We start from the raw sequence: 13,302 nt of genomic DNA, 5'->3' as shown, positions 1-13,302 counted from the left end.
CATTGCGCCCTGTTTCGTTTGTGACGAGGTGAACCCGGGGGGGATCCTGCGTCGCGCGGCATTTCATTCAAACCGGTTCCTTCAATGATCAACAGCCTGCTTACCCGCGTTTTTGGCAGCCGTAACGAGCGCCAGCTGCGCCAGCTCAACCGTATCGTCGCCAAGATCAATGCCTTGGAGCCGGAGATCCAGACGCTCTCCGACGACCAGCTCAAAGCCAAGACCACCGCGTTCCGCGAGCGCATCGCCGGCGGTGAAACCCTGGACAAGGTGCTGCCGGAGGCCTTCGCGGTCTGCCGCGAGGCATCCAAGCGCGTGCTGGGCATGCGCCATTACGACGTGCAGCTGATCGGCGGCATGGTGCTGCACCTGGGCAAGATCGCCGAAATGCGTACCGGTGAAGGCAAGACCCTGGTGGCAACGCTGCCGGTCTACCTCAATGCGCTGGAAGGCAAGGGCGTCCACGTGGTCACCGTGAACGACTACCTGGCCCGCCGCGACGCCGCGCAGATGGGCAAGCTGTACAACTGGCTGGGCCTGAGCGTGGGCGTGGTCTACCCGGGCATGCCGCACGGCGACAAGCGCGAAGCCTATGGCTGCGACATCACCTACGGCACCAACAACGAATTCGGCTTCGACTACCTGCGCGACAACATGGCGCTGACCCGCGCCGACCGTTACCAGCGCGGCCTGCACTACGCCATCGTCGACGAAGTCGACTCGATCCTGATCGACGAGGCGCGTACCCCGCTGATCATCTCCGGCCCGGCCGATGATTCCCCGGAGCTGTACATCCGCGTCAACCGCGTGGTGCCGCACCTGATCCGCCAGGACGCCGAAGACGGCGAGGGCGACTACTGGGTGGACGAGAAGGGCAAGCAGGTCTACCTGTCCGAGGCCGGCATGGAGCATGCCGAGACCCTGCTGCGTGAAGCCGGCATCATCGGCGAGGACAACGACAACGGCCTGTACGCCGCGCAGAACCTGACCGTCGTCCACCACCTCAACGCCGCCCTGCGCGCGCACGCGATCTACCAGCGTGACGTGGACTACATCGTGCGTGATGGCGAAGTGGTGATCGTCGACGAGTTCACCGGCCGTACCCTGGCCGGCCGCCGCTGGTCCGATGGCCTGCACCAGGCGGTGGAGGCGAAGGAAGGCGTGCCGGTCCAGCGCGAGAACCAGACGCTGGCCAGCATCACCTTCCAGAACCTGTTCCGCATGTACAAGAAGCTGTCCGGCATGACCGGCACGGCCGACACGGAAGCCTACGAGTTCCAGAGCATCTACGGCCTGGAAGTGGTGGTGATCCCGACCAACAAGCCGACCGTGCGCAAGGACCACCCGGACCAGGTGTTCCTCAACCGCACCGGCAAGTTCAACGCGGTGCTGGCCGACATCGAGGAATGCGCCAAGCGCGGCCAGCCGGTGCTGGTGGGCACCACCTCGATCGAAACCTCGGAGATGCTGTCCGAGCACCTGCGCAAGGCCGGCGTGAAGCACGAAGTGCTCAACGCCAAGCAGCACGACCGCGAAGCGACCATCGTCGCCAACGCCGGCCGCCCGGGCTCGGTGACCATCGCCACCAACATGGCCGGCCGCGGTACCGACATCGTGCTCGGCGGCTCGCTGGAAACCGAGCTGCACGAGCTGGGCGAGGATGCCACCGACGCGCAGAAGGCCGCGCTCAAGGCGGCCTGGCAGGAGCGCCATGACGCGGTGAAGGCCGCTGGCGGCCTGCACATCGTGGGCACCGAGCGCCACGAATCGCGTCGTATCGACAACCAGCTGCGTGGCCGTTCCGGCCGCCAGGGTGACCCGGGCTCGTCCCGCTTCTACCTGTCGCTGGAAGACAACCTGATGCGCATCTTCGCCTCGGACTGGGTGCAGAAGGCGATGCGCCTGATGGGCATGAAGGAAGACGACGTCATCGAAGACCGCATGGTCAGCCGCCAGATCGAGAAGGCGCAGCGCAAGGTCGAAGCGCACAACTTCGACATCCGCAAGAACCTGCTGGACTTCGACGACGTCAACAACGACCAGCGCAAGGTGATCTATGCCCAGCGCGACGAGTTGCTGGACGCCGAGTCGGTCAAGGAGAACATCGACGGCATCCGCGGCGACGTGATCTACGACCTGGTGACCCGCTTCGTGCCGGCCAATTCGGTGGACGAGCAGTGGGACCTGCCGGGCCTGCAGGCCACCCTGCACGCCGAGCTGGGCGTGGAGATGGACGTGGTCGGGCTGGTCAAGCAGCACGAGGAGCTGGACGCCGAGGGCATCGCGCAGAAGGTCATCGAGTTCATGGATGAGCACTTCGCGCAGAAGGAAGTGTCCGTGGGCGTGGAAACCATGCGGGCGCTCGAGAAGCACGTGATGCTGACCGTGCTCGACCAGAGCTGGAAGGAGCACCTGGCCCGCATGGACTACCTGCGCCAGGGCATCTACCTGCGTGGTTACGCGCAGAAGCAGCCCAAGCAGGAGTACAAGAAGGAAGCCTTCGAGCTGTTCTCGGACATGCTGGAGAACGTCAAGCGCGAGGTGATCCTGATGCTGTCGCGCGTGCGTATCCGCAGCGAGGAGGAAGTGGCGGCGATGGAGGCGCTGGAGCGCCAGCAGGCCGAGGCCCGCCTGAAGATGTCGCAGTTCCAGCACCAGGACAACGGCGGCTACAGCGCCGACGAGGAAGCCGAGCAGGCGCTGGCCTCGGGCGAGGTCAAGGTCGGCCGCAACGACCCCTGTCCGTGCGGCAGCGGCAAGAAGTACAAGCACTGCCACGGCCAGTTGAACTGATCCACGAAACGCCCCGCGCAAGCGGGGCGTTCTCGTCATGGCGAGCGGCAGGAACGGCCTGGGCCGCGATGCCGGTGCGGCCGGCCCCATGCACGCGGTGACCGCCGGGGATTTCGGTGCGGCGGGCTGCCGTGCTTCGCGGCCGTGGTCGCTCCCGCGGCTGGGTTCGATGTCTCGAATCCGGATCGTGGCGCACGGTTCCCGTTGCGCGTGCGGGCGCTTGTTCGGCATGCTCGTGGCATGAATTCCCCCCTGCGTTCAATCCACGTCGTGGCCGCCGTCATTGTCGATGCGCGCGGCCGCATCCTGCTCAACCGCCGCACCGGCAACAGCGACATGGCCGGCCTGTGGGAGTTCCCCGGTGGCAAGCGCGAACCCGGCGAAACCTCCGAGCAGGCGTTGGCGCGTGAGCTGCACGAAGAGCTGGGCATCGAGGCCGAGGTGGGCGAGTGGGTGATGGAGGTGCCGCAGCTCTACCCGGACAAGCGCCTGCGCCTGGAAGTGCGCATGGTGCGGCAATGGAAAGGGACGGCGCGCGGCCGCGAAGGGCAGGCGATCACGTGGGTGACGCCGGACAAGCTGGGGCGCTACTCGATGCCGCCGGCGGACCTGCCGGTGGTGGCGGCGCTGCGCCAGCCGGAGTGCTACCTGGTCACGCCCGAGCCGCTGCACGGCGACGCGGCCTGGCTGGCCGGCATCGAGGCCGCCGTGGCTTCCGGCATCCGCCGGGTCCAGCTACGCACGCCGGTGGCCGCCGATCGCCAGGCACTGGCCCGCAGCGCGGTGCAGCGCTTCGGGCGGGATCTGGAACTGCTGATCAACCGCGACATCGCCCTGGCGCAGGAGCTGGGGGTTGGCGTGCACCTGGGCGGCGAGCAGCTGCTGGCGTTGGAGGCGCGCCCACTGCCGGCGACGCTGCCGGTGGCCGCGTCCTGCCACGACCTGGCGCAGTTGCAGGCCGCGCAACGACTGGGCTGCGACTTTGCGGTGCTCGGCCCGGTACGGGCCACCGCGACCCACCCCGATGCGACGCCGCTGGGCTGGGAGGCGTTCGAACGCCTGCGCGAGCAGGTGTCATTGCCGATCTATGCGATCGGCGGACTGGCGGCGGCCGACGTGCAGGCCGCGCGCCAGCATGGCGCCTTGGGCGTGGCGGCGATCCGTTCGCTGTGGCCGGCCGTGCTTACAGCGTGATCCAGAAGCAGTTGTACTGACGACGCAGCCGGAACACGGTGCGGCTCGGGGTGCTGCTGCGTGGCAGGGTCTGCTCCAGGCGCAGGCCGATGGGCCTGCGCGGTGTGTACTGCACGTTGGTGAGCAGGTGTTCGACCGGGGCCTCGGCGCTGCCATCGGCAGGGTCGACCGGGGTGCCGTCGGCATAGGTGAACGGTTGCGTGGGTGCCGGCGCGTAGGCAGGGGCTTCCGGGAACACCGGCGCGATGTCCACCAGCGGGCGCTGCACGATGTCATCCAGGCGGTCCATCACCCGCGTAGCAGCCTCGTTGGACAGGCCCGTCCACAGGTAGATGCCGGACAGCCGGTTGGGGTCGCGGGCGTCGGCGGCCGACTGGATGATGCCGACCACTTCGCTCAAGCGCCGCGCGCAGCTGTCGCGGTACAGGCCGCTGCTGCCGGCCGCCCGTGCGGGCGGCAACAGCCGCGCGCGGGCACCCATCACTTCGCAGGGCTTGTCGCCGTACACGGTCTGGCCCTGCGGGTTGGTGCAGCGGTTGATCTGCTGTGCGGGTGCCTCGATGGCAGGCAGGGCGAGGCAGCTGAGCAGCAGGAGCAGGACGGTGCGCATCCGGCAAGGGTAACCACTGCCCCCGCAGGCCGGAAGTGATGCGGTGTGGGCCGGCTCAGCCGCGCTCGAGGCGCTGCAGTACCGCGTTGGTCGGCTTGGCCAGGTTGAGCGTGTAGAAGTGCAGCGACGGTGCGCCGCCGGCGATCAGGCGCTCGCACAGCGAAGCGACCACGTCGGCGCCAAACGCGCGCACCGACTCGGCGTCGTCGCCATAGGCCTGCATGCGCTTGCTGATCCAGCGCGGGATCTCGGCGCCGCACTGCTCGGAGAAGCGGCGCAGCTGGCTGAAGTTGGAGATCGGCATGACACCGGGAATGATCGGCACGTCCACGCCGAGCCGGGTCACCGCGTCGACGAAATGGAAGTAGGCATCGGCGTTGTAGAAGTACTGGGTGATGGCGGCATCGGCGCCGGCATCGATCTTGGTCTTGAAGTGGCGCAGGTCGGCCAGGGCATCGTTGGCCTGCGGGTGCGTCTCCGGGTAGGCGCCGACCTCGATGCGGAAGGCGTCGCCATGCTCGGCGCGGATGAAGGCGATCAGCTCGGAGGCGTAGCGCAGGTCACCGGGGAAACCCATGCCCGAGGGCAGGTCGCCGCGCAGCGCGACCAGGCGCTTGACGCCGATGGCGCGGTACAGCTTGAGCAGCTCGCGGATCTCCTCGCGGGTGCCGCCGACGCAGGACAGGTGCGGCGCCGCCTGGAAGCCATGGTGCTGGTTGAGGTGGCGCACCGTCTCGGAGGTGTAGCTCAGCGTCGAACCGCCCGCCCCGAAGGTACAGGACACGTACTCGGGCGCGTGGCCCTTGAGCTTGGCGGCGGTGCGGTCCAGCTGGGCGCGCTGGTCGTCGGTCTTGGGGGGGTAGAACTCGAAGCTGATCGCGGTCATGGAGGGGGCCGGGCATGACGAATGCGAGCGATTATATCTCTCCATCAAGATGGATGTGCAAATGTTTCAGGCGTGACCGCCCCGGATCAGTGCGCGCGCCGCGCGGCCCGCTGTGGCAGCAGCGCGATGCAGGCGACGATGGCGACCAGCAGCACCGCCGTGCCGGCGTAGCGGCTCAGGGCCAGGCCACCGTGGTCCAGTGGCTTGTCCAGGAAGTCGCCGACCACCGCGCCCAGCGGTCGGGTCAGGATGAAGGCCGTCCAGAACAGGGCGGTGCGCGAGGTGCGGGTGGTCAGGTACAGCGCCGCGACCAGTGCCAGCAGGCCGCCGAACATGGCGATGCCACCGCCATACCCCAGTCCCTGGGTATCGGCGGCCCAGTCGCCCAGCGCGGTGCCCAGGGTCTGCGAGAAGGTGATGGTCAGCCAGTAGAAGAACTCACTGCGCGGTTGGGTGATGCTGGCCACCGCGATGCTGCCGGTGCTGCGTTTCCACAGCCACAGCGTGGCCAACAGCAGGGCCAGCAGCAGCGCGCTGCCACCGCTGTAGCCGATGCCCAGCGAGCGGTCGACGTAGTCGGCCAGGGTGGTGCCCACGGTGGTGCTGGCGACGATGGCGAACCAGTACAGCCAGGGCTGGAAGTCGCGGCTGCGGATCTGCGCACTGACCGCGATGACGAACACGCCGGCAAACAGCGCGGTACCGACCAGATAGCCCAGCGCCATCGACAGGGTGACCGCGTCGCCGCCGACCTCGCCCAGCGTGGTGGCGAGGATCTTGATCAGCCAGAAACCGAGGGTGACGGCGGGGACCTTGCTGAGCGTGTGCGTGGTCGACATGGCGCGGGTCATGGACGGGGATGGCCTACCTTCGGAGCGAGCGTGTCGGAGCCGCGTCGTAGCCGAGGCGGCTGTTCATGCACCGGCCAGTTGCCGGCATCCGGGGCGTCGGGCGCGCGGCCCGGCCCTCTCCGGAGCGCCCCCGGTCGGCGGCTTCGGCTTGCATTGCGTCCCGGACAGGCGCATGACTGCGCTGCCCGGGTTCACCGGTTGTGCCGGTTGTGGCGGTAGCTGGCTGACCACGACCGATGGCAGGTGTCTGCCGGCCGGGCTTTGCGATGATCGACCTTCCTTTCCGTTGCCACTGCAGTTTCCCTGGAACCCGCATGAACACGTCCAGTGCCATCCGCCGCGACGTCGGCCCCATTGCCCTGATGCTGACCGGCCTGGGCTCGATCATCGGTTCGGGGTGGCTGTTCGGCGCCTGGCGCGCGGCGGGGCTGGCGGGCCCGGGGGCGATCTGGGCATGGATCCTGGGCGCGGCGATCATCCTGACCATCGCCCTGACCTATGCCGAGCTGGGCGCGATGTTCCCCGAGTCCGGCGGCATGGTGCGCTACAGCCACTACTCGCACGGGTCGCTGGTGGGTTTCATCGCCGCCTGGGCGAACTGGATCGCCATCGTCTCGGTGATCCCGGTCGAGGCCGAGGCCTCGGTGCAGTACATGGCGTCGTGGCCGTGGCAATGGGCCCAGGACATGTACGTGCAGATGCCCGACGGGCATGGCGAGCTGACCACGGCGGGCCTGCTGATCTCGGCGGTGCTGGTGGTGGTCTACTTCCTGATCAACTTCTGGAGCGTGAAGCTGTTCGCGCGCTCCAACAGCGCCATCACCGTGTTCAAGCTGGTGGTGCCGACCCTGACCGCGGTGGCACTGATCGCCAGTGGCTTCCACCACGAGAATTTCTCGGTGGGGCTGCACGGGGCCGGCAGCCCGACGCTGGATTTCGCCGCGGTGCTGACCGCGATCGCGACGGCCGGCATCGTCTTCAGCTTCAATGGCTTCCAGAGCCCGGTGAACCTGGCCGGTGAAGCGCGCAACCCGGGGCGCAGCATCCCGATGGCGGTGGTGGGATCGATCCTGCTGGCCACCGTGGTCTATGTGTTGCTGCAGGTGGCCTACCTCGGTGCGGTACCGCCGCAGATGCTGGAAAAGGCCGGCTGGCACGGTGTCGATTTCCGTTCGCCGTTCGCGCAGCTGGCGTTGCTGGCCAACCTGCAGTGGCTGGCGATGCTGCTGTACGTCGATGCCTTCGTCAGCCCCAGCGGCACCGGCATGACCTATACCGCCACCACTGCGCGCATGCTCTACGGCATGCAGCAGAACGGCACCGCGCCGCAGGCACTGGGGCGCATCCATCCGCGCTGGGGCGTGCCACGCCCGGCGATGTGGGTGAACCTGGCGGTGTCGTTCCTGTTCCTGTTCTTCTTCCGCGGCTGGGGCACGCTGGCGGCGGTGATCTCGGTGGCGACGGTGATCTCGTACATGACCGGTCCGATCAGCGCGATGTCGCTGCGTCGCACCGCGCCGGGCCTGCACCGGCCGCTGCGCGTGCTCGCGCTGCCGTTGCTGGCCGGGGTGGCATTCGTGATGGCCACCGAGCTGCTGTACTGGGCGCGCTGGCCGCTGACCGGGCAGATCATCCTGCTGATGGTGGTGGCGCTGCCGGTGTACTTCCATTACCAGCGCAAGATCGGCTGGCATGACTTCGGCCGCCAGTTCAAGGGCGCGCTGTGGCTGGTCTGCTACCTGCCGATGCTGGCGCTGGTGTCGTGGCTGGGCAGCACCACCTTCGGTGGGCGGGGCCTGCTGCCGTACGGCTGGGACCTGGTGCTGGTGGCCGCGATCGGCATCGTGTTCTACGTGTGGGGCGTGAAGTCGGGCTGGCGCACGCCCTCGGTGGAAGTCGCCGAGCACGAGGCACGCGCACACGGTTGAGCTGGCGGGTGTCCCCGCGGCGTGGTCGTATCACCGACAATGGGCGCAGCTTTCCACAGGTTCGCCCATGTCGATCTTCCTCACGCCCTTCGCCCGTACCCGCCTGTTCCCGCGCACGCCGCGCCCCAACACCATCCGTGACTGCACCGCCGAGGAATTCGAGCAGCACCTGAACACGCACGCGGCCGAACGCGTGCTGGACGGCTATGCGCCGTTCTGCAAGCTGCACGTGTACCGCAACTGGACCGGCACGCGCTGCCTGACGGTGCCGGTCACCGACGACAACCGCCACCTGCTGCGTTCGGGCTATGAAGCACGCACGCGCGAGGAACTGCCGGTGCTGGTGCGCTGGTTCGAGGGCGTCGAACCGCCAGTGGCCGAGTACCTGGTGGTGATCCTGTACAGCCGCGAGCAGTTGCAGAAGGAAGGCGCGCCGATCGAAGCCGACTGGGGCGTGGTCGGTTGCCTGTACACGGCCACGCCGGAAGAGATCCCGATGGCGCCGATCACGATGATGCGCAACGCATTGGGCGTGGAGGAGGGTGGCTCGGGCGTGCCGATCGACCGCGCCGCGTACCAGCGCGCCGTCGCGTTCTGGGAAGACAACGCGAACTGGCGATGAGTACCGGCCTGCCGCGGGCGCGTCGGGCGTCGTCGTTGCGTTTCAGCGCGGGCTTCTTCCTGCTGGCGTTGCTGCTGTTCGCGCTGGAAGTGATCATCGCCATGCGCCTGCCGCATGTGTCATGGATCCGCGCCTACCTGGGGGACGTGCTGGTCGTGGTGCTGATCTACGCGGCGGTACGCAGCGTGGTGCGGGTCAACGACCTGGCACTGCTGCTGGCGGTGTTCGCCTTCGCCTGCAGCATCGAGTTCGCGCAGTATTTCACCGTCGCCGAGCGGCTGGGATTCGTGCGCGGTGACCTGATGTACACGGTGATCGGCAATACGTTCTCGTGGGCAGACGTGGCCTGTTATGCGGTCGGCTGCCTTGCAACGGCCGGGGTGGTGGTGTTGGTTCGGCGCTGATCGCCGCAGTTTCGCGTCCCTGTATTGCATGAATGCGCGTCGGGGCGACCTTTAGATGCGCTTAACGGGCACTGGCGTAAAGTAGTCCAGCTTGATGGCCGGCGCGCACCGCGCAGGGGAATTGTCTCCCGGCCATCCGGACAGCTGGCATTCCGCCTTTCCGGGCCTGGTTCCCGGTTCTTTCTGTCCCCGACCGTTCCCGTGGCCGCATGCCGCGGGTCATTCACTCGTGCGCATCACGGCCTGCGCCGGACGTTCCGTGCCCGGGCCTGCACGTATCCCACTCAGTAACGGGAGGACTGGTCCTGTATGTCTGCAGGTGATTCCACTATTCGCAATGAACCGCTCCAGATCGACGACATCACCGTCATCGACAAGGGCAAAGTCAAGAAAGCCGTCACCGCCGCCGCGTTGGGCAACGCGATGGAGTGGTTTGATTTCGGTGTCTACGGTTTTGTCGCCTTTGCACTTGGCAAGGTGTTCTTCCCGGAAGCCTCGCCCAGCGTGCAGACCATCGCCGCGCTGGCGACGTTCTCGGTGCCATTCCTGGTGCGTCCGCTGGGCGGCGTGTTCTTCGGCGTGATGGGTGACCGGTTCGGGCGGCAGAAGGTGCTGTCGGCCACCATCATCCTGATGGCGGTCAGCACGTTCTGCATTGGCCTGATCCCCTCGTACGACAGCATCGGCCTGCTCGCGCCGATCCTGCTGTTGCTGTGCAAGCTGGCGCAGGGCTTCTCGGTAGGTGGCGAGTACACCGGCGCGGCGGTGTTCGTCGCCGAGTTCGCGCCGGACCGCAAGCGCGGCTTCCTCAGCAGCTGGCTGGACTTCGGCTCGATCGCCGGCTTCGTGCTCGGCGCCGGCGTGGTGGTGGTGCTGAGCAGCATCCTTGGCGAAGCGCGCTTCCTGGAATGGGGCTGGCGCGTGCCGTTCTTCCTGGCCGCGCCGCTGGGCCTGATCGGCCTGTACCTGCGTCACGCCGCCGAGGAAACGCCGGCCTTCACCGAGCAGCTGGAGCGCATGGAGAAGGAAGACCAGGATGCGGTGGGCAGCGCCCCGCGCATTTCCTTCAAGGAGATCGTGGGCAGGTACTGGCGCTCGTTGCTGGCCTGCGTGGGCATCGTGCTGGTCACCAACGTCACCTACTACATGCTGCTGACGTACATGCCGACCTACCTGTCGCACAACCTGCACTACTCCGAGGACCACGGCGTGCTGATCATCATCGTGGTGATGATCGGCATGCTGTTCGTGCAGCCGGTGGTGGGGTGGGCCAGCGACCGCGTCGGCCGTCGTCCGTTCATCGCCGCCGGCAGCCTCGGCCTGCTGGTGGGTGCGGTGCCGGCCTTCCACCTGATCACCAGCGGCAACATCGGCCTGATCTTCGTGGGCCTGTTGTTGCTGGCGGTGCTGCTGAACTGCCTGATCGGCGTGATGGCTTCAACCTTGCCTGCGATGTTCCCGACCCGCGTGCGTTACAGCGCGCTGGCCACGGCGTTCAACATCTCGGTGATCATCTGCGGTGTGACCCCGACCGCGGCCGCCTGGCTGGTGGAGGTCACCGGCGACTTGATGATGCCGGCCTACTACCTGATGGCGGTGGCGCTCGTGGGGCTGCTCACGGCCTGGCTGATGCGCGAGACCGCCAACCGCCCGTTGCGCGGGGATACGCCCAATGCCTCCAGCCGCCGCGAGGCGCGCGAGCTGCTGCAGCAGGCCTACGATCACATCGAGGCCAGCGTCGGCGACCTGGATGTACAGATCGAGGGGCTGCAGGCGAAGATCGACGACCTGCAGCAACGCAAGCAGGTGCTGGTGGACCGGCATCCGGATCTGGTGTGAGGTCCTGAACCACAACGCCCGCCATTACGGCGGGCGTTGCGTTCCTGGTGCCGCCTATGGAACCGCTACCGGGATCATGCTTCGGGTTTGCCGCCTGCCGCTCAGGCAGCCGGTGAAAGCGCCGGCACTTCACCGGCGATCAGGGCGTCGAAATAGTCGCCGGTGAGCCGCAGCTGCGCCTCGGCGCTTTCGGCGGCATTGACCACGGCGCGGAACGCCGCGTTCTCGGGGCGGTCCTTGGCGTACCAACCCAGGTGCTTGCGCGCGATGCGCACGCCCTGCGGCTCGCCGTAGAAGGCGTGCAGGTCGTTGAGGTGGCCGATCAGGATGTCGCGTACTTCCTGCAGCGACGGCGGCGGCAACTGCTCGCCGGTCGCCAGGTAATGCGCGATCTCGCGGAAGATCCACGGCCGGCCCTGCGCGGCGCGGCCGACCATCACCGCGTCGGCGCCAGTGTGCCTGAGCACCTGCTCGGCCTTCCGGGGTGAATCGATGTCGCCGTTGGCCAGCACCGGGATGCGCAGCATCGCCTTGATGCCGGCGATGGTGTCGTACTCGGCCACGCCGGTGTAATGCTGGTCGCGGGTGCGGCCGTGCACGGCCAGCGCGGCGATGCCGCTGTCCTCGGCGATGCGCGCGATGGTCGGCGCGTTGCGCACCTCGGCGCACCAGCCGGTACGGATCTTCAGCGTCACCGGCACCTCGACGGCCTTGACCACCGCGTCGAGGATGCGCGCCACCAGCGCCTCGTCGCGCATCAACGCCGAACCGGCCCAGGCGTTGCAGACCTTCTTGGCCGGGCAGCCCATGTTGATGTCGATGATCTGCGCGCCGTGGTCGACGTTGTAGCGAGCCGCCTCGGCCAGCTGTTGCGGCTCGGTGCCGGCGATCTGCACGCTGATCGGTGCCGGCTCGCCGGCATGGTCCATGCGGTGAATGGACTTGCGGGTGTTCCAGAAGCGTGGGTCGCTGATGGTCATTTCCGATGCGGCCAAGCCTGCGCCCAGCCGCTTGCACAGCTGGCGGAACGGTTTGTCGGTGACGCCCGCCATGGGGGCGAGCACCACGTTCGGGGCGATGGTGTAGGGGCCGATCTGCATCTGCGTATTCTAGTTGCCCGGCTGCGGGGCGGTGCCTGAACGGCATGACGGCCCGTTACCGGGCCGTCAGCGGGTCCAGCGGGGAGCGATGACTCAGGCCGCGTCGGCCGGGGTCATGCGCGGCATCGACAGGGCGGCGCCCTCGTGCTCGGTGGAACGGGCGGCGTACTGGTTGGCGAAGCGTACGTGCTTGATGAAGGCCGCTTCCGGGGCATGGGCCAGCGAGGCGGCCAGGGCACCGTTGAAGGCATCGCCGGCACCGGTGGTGTCCACCACCTGCACCGACTCGGCGGCCACGCGGTAGTACGGCTGGGCGTCGCCACGCAGGCGGTCCTCGTCGTGCGAGACGAACACGCCCACCGCGCCGAGTGTCACCACCACGGTGTTGCCGGACAGCTTGCGGCACAGCGCGTGCAGGCTGGCACCGTCCAGCGCGGCCACGTCGTCGGCCTCCACGCGCTCGCCGACATGGCGGCCGAGCAGGGCGGCGAACTCGGTTTCATTCGGGGTCAGCACATCGGCCAGCTTGAGCAGGCCGATGGTCGAATGCGCGTTGGCCGGGGCGGCGTTGAGCATGGTCAGTACGCCGGCCTCGCGGGCCAGGCCCAGCGCCTTCTCGATTGACTCTACCGGCGATTCCAGCTGCGCCAGCAACACCTTAGCGCCACCGATCAGGGCGGCGTTGGCCTCCATGAACGTCTGGCTCAGCGAAGCGTTGGCGCCAGCGCCGATCACGATCGAGTTGCGGCCGCGGGCGTCGACGTAGATGCCCGCGGTGCCGGTCGGTTCGCTGCTGGCCTCGGCCACCAGTTCGATGCCGTCGGCGCCGGCCAGCTGGCGGGCCAGGGCACCGCCTGCGTCATCGCCGAGCGCGCAGAGGAAGTGGGTGGCGGCGCCGGCACGGCGCGCGGCGACGGCCTGGTTGAAGCCCTTGCCACCGGGACCGGTGCTGTAACGACCGGCAATGGTCGCCCCCGGCGCGGGCAGGGCATCGCAGCGCCAGACGTGGTCGACATTGAAGGAACCGGCAACGACAACAGAACTCATGGAATCTACGTCTCTAAGGTGGCTGATG

Annotated in this window: 11 protein-coding genes; 6 read left to right on the top strand and 5 right to left on the bottom strand. The window is 67.8% G+C overall.

All coding sequences use genetic code 11. From position 1 onward, the window contains the following. The first annotated feature begins 84 nt into the window (after positions 1-84). On the top strand, positions 85-2,793 hold the full coding sequence (gene secA / locus AC06FE_RS17380; RefSeq protein WP_132864977.1) for a preprotein translocase subunit SecA: 2,709 nt from the start codon (positions 85-87) through the stop codon (positions 2,791-2,793). Positions 2,794-3,033: 240 nt separating this feature from the next. Then, the gene (locus AC06FE_RS17375; RefSeq protein ID WP_313252682.1) at positions 3,034-3,987 is read left to right on the top strand and encodes a Nudix family hydrolase; all 954 of its coding nucleotides are present in this window, start codon (positions 3,034-3,036) and stop codon (positions 3,985-3,987) included. Here the strand turns inward: AC06FE_RS17375 and AC06FE_RS17370 are convergent. The 3 genes from AC06FE_RS17370 to AC06FE_RS17360 all read right to left on the bottom strand — a co-directional run bounded on the left by AC06FE_RS17370 (position 3,977) and on the right by AC06FE_RS17360 (position 6,322). Continuing rightward, positions 3,977-4,597 carry a DUF4124 domain-containing protein gene (locus tag AC06FE_RS17370; protein WP_132864975.1) on the bottom strand — a complete coding sequence of 207 codons (621 nt, stop codon included), beginning with the start codon at positions 4,595-4,597 and terminating at the stop codon, positions 3,977-3,979. The two genes, AC06FE_RS17375 and AC06FE_RS17370, sit on opposite strands and share 11 nt — an antisense overlap. A 55-nt stretch (positions 4,598-4,652) precedes the next feature. Further along, positions 4,653-5,483, bottom strand: a complete 831-nt coding sequence (gene metF, locus AC06FE_RS17365) for a methylenetetrahydrofolate reductase [NAD(P)H] (protein WP_192286669.1) — start codon at positions 5,481-5,483, stop codon at positions 4,653-4,655. Positions 5,484-5,569: 86 nt separating this feature from the next. Next, positions 5,570-6,322: a COG4705 family protein gene (locus AC06FE_RS17360; RefSeq protein WP_478073746.1), complete on the bottom strand. Its 753-nt coding sequence runs from the start codon at positions 6,320-6,322 to the stop codon at positions 5,570-5,572. A gap of 326 nt (positions 6,323-6,648) precedes the next feature. Here AC06FE_RS17360 and AC06FE_RS17355 point away from each other — a divergent pair, with 326 nt between their 5' ends. From AC06FE_RS17355 to proP, 4 genes are all read left to right on the top strand, one after another. Further along, positions 6,649-8,262 (top strand): APC family permease, encoded by a 1,614-nt coding sequence (locus tag AC06FE_RS17355; protein ID WP_132864972.1) that lies wholly within the window; start codon positions 6,649-6,651, stop codon positions 8,260-8,262. A gap of 67 nt (positions 8,263-8,329) precedes the next feature. Beyond that, positions 8,330-8,884 carry a DUF3228 family protein gene (locus AC06FE_RS17350; protein WP_132864971.1) on the top strand — a complete coding sequence of 185 codons (555 nt, stop codon included), beginning with the start codon at positions 8,330-8,332 and terminating at the stop codon, positions 8,882-8,884. Continuing rightward, the gene (locus tag AC06FE_RS17345; protein ID WP_478073745.1) at positions 8,881-9,288 is read left to right on the top strand and encodes a ribosomal maturation YjgA family protein; all 408 of its coding nucleotides are present in this window, start codon (positions 8,881-8,883) and stop codon (positions 9,286-9,288) included. Before AC06FE_RS17350 ends, AC06FE_RS17345 begins: the two co-directional genes overlap by 4 nt. A gap of 309 nt (positions 9,289-9,597) precedes the next feature. After that, on the top strand, positions 9,598-11,127 hold the full coding sequence (gene proP, locus AC06FE_RS17340) for a glycine betaine/L-proline transporter ProP (protein ID WP_132864969.1): 1,530 nt from the start codon (positions 9,598-9,600) through the stop codon (positions 11,125-11,127). 101 nt (positions 11,128-11,228) lie between these two features. On the opposite strand, the gene dusB is transcribed toward proP, so the two are convergent. Next, positions 11,229-12,227: a tRNA dihydrouridine synthase DusB gene (gene dusB, locus AC06FE_RS17335; RefSeq protein ID WP_323438227.1), complete on the bottom strand. Its 999-nt coding sequence runs from the start codon at positions 12,225-12,227 to the stop codon at positions 11,229-11,231. 93 nt (positions 12,228-12,320) lie between these two features. Then, positions 12,321-13,274, bottom strand: coding sequence for a ribokinase (locus AC06FE_RS17330; RefSeq protein WP_132864967.1), 954 nt, complete (start codon positions 13,272-13,274; stop codon positions 12,321-12,323). Positions 13,275-13,302 lie beyond the last annotated feature (28 nt).

This window comes from Stenotrophomonas sp. Steno-C18, from assembly GCF_056393195.1.
This window is presented reverse-complemented; position numbering and strand designations above follow the sequence as displayed.

Excerpts from the sequence above, each read along its gene's own strand:
- AC06FE_RS17360 (WP_478073746.1), bottom strand. The coding sequence starts at position 6,322 with ATGTCGACCACGCACACGCTCAGCAAGGTCCCCGCCGTCACCCTCGGT.
- AC06FE_RS17355 (WP_132864972.1), top strand. The coding sequence starts at position 6,649 with ATGAACACGTCCAGTGCCATCCGCCGCGACGTCGGCCCCATTGCCCTG.
- proP (WP_132864969.1), top strand. The coding sequence starts at position 9,598 with ATGTCTGCAGGTGATTCCACTATTCGCAATGAACCGCTCCAGATCGAC.
- AC06FE_RS17345 (WP_478073745.1), top strand. The coding sequence starts at position 8,881 with ATGAGTACCGGCCTGCCGCGGGCGCGTCGGGCGTCGTCGTTGCGTTTC.
- AC06FE_RS17375 (WP_313252682.1), top strand. The coding sequence starts at position 3,034 with ATGAATTCCCCCCTGCGTTCAATCCACGTCGTGGCCGCCGTCATTGTC.
- secA (WP_132864977.1), top strand. The coding sequence starts at position 85 with ATGATCAACAGCCTGCTTACCCGCGTTTTTGGCAGCCGTAACGAGCGC.
- AC06FE_RS17350 (WP_132864971.1), top strand. The coding sequence starts at position 8,330 with ATGTCGATCTTCCTCACGCCCTTCGCCCGTACCCGCCTGTTCCCGCGC.
- AC06FE_RS17330 (WP_132864967.1), bottom strand. The coding sequence starts at position 13,274 with ATGAGTTCTGTTGTCGTTGCCGGTTCCTTCAATGTCGACCACGTCTGG.
- dusB (WP_323438227.1), bottom strand. The coding sequence starts at position 12,227 with ATGCAGATCGGCCCCTACACCATCGCCCCGAACGTGGTGCTCGCCCCC.
- metF (WP_192286669.1), bottom strand. The coding sequence starts at position 5,483 with ATGACCGCGATCAGCTTCGAGTTCTACCCCCCCAAGACCGACGACCAG.
- AC06FE_RS17370 (WP_132864975.1), bottom strand. The coding sequence starts at position 4,597 with ATGCGCACCGTCCTGCTCCTGCTGCTCAGCTGCCTCGCCCTGCCTGCC.